Raw genomic sequence first — 544 nt, forward strand, 5'->3', positions numbered from 1 at the left:
CGCTGGCGCTCGCTCCGCGTGCCCGCCCGTGGGCGGGGCTGGGGGCTCTCTTCCGTTCGGAACAAAGCGGGTGCTCCTCCGGTTCTTGGTTGCGTCAAGCAACCCTGGAGAGGGGGCCACGTGATCACCTACGAGGACTTCGAGCGCGCCACCCTGTTCTTCGACGCGAAGGACTACGCCGGCGCCGCCCGGCTGCTGGCCCCTGTCGTCGCCGAGGAGCCCGGCAACCGGGCCGCCGTCGAGCTGCTGGCCCGCGCCTACTTCCACTCCGCCCAGCTCGGCCGCGCGGAGGAGACGTTCCGCCGCCTCGTCGAGCTGGACCCGTGCAACGGCTGGGCCCACGAGGCGCTGGCCCGCACCCTGGAGCGCCGCAGCCGCCCCGACGAGGCCCGCACCTACCGCAACCTCGCCCGGGCCATGGGCGTCGGCTCCGCCGAGAAGGTCGACGTGTCCCTGACCGCGGCCGACCTCGCCTGAGCCGGCTGAACACAGCTGACGGAGAGCAGAGCCCAGCCACCATCACGGGCAGGCACGCGGAGCGAGC

1 protein-coding gene is annotated in these 544 nt (G+C 73.3%); it reads left to right on the forward strand.

All coding sequences use genetic code 11. The features are described 5' to 3' along the window. Window positions 1-120: 120 nt before the first annotated feature. On the forward strand, window positions 121-477 hold the full coding sequence (locus ABZ914_RS28005; protein ID WP_372442441.1) for a tetratricopeptide repeat protein: 357 nt from the start codon (window positions 121-123) through the stop codon (window positions 475-477). Window positions 478-544: the final 67 nt, after the last annotated feature.

Source organism: Spirillospora sp. NPDC046719, from assembly GCF_040645715.1.
Classification (GTDB): domain Bacteria; phylum Actinomycetota; class Actinomycetes; order Streptosporangiales; family Streptosporangiaceae; genus Spirillospora.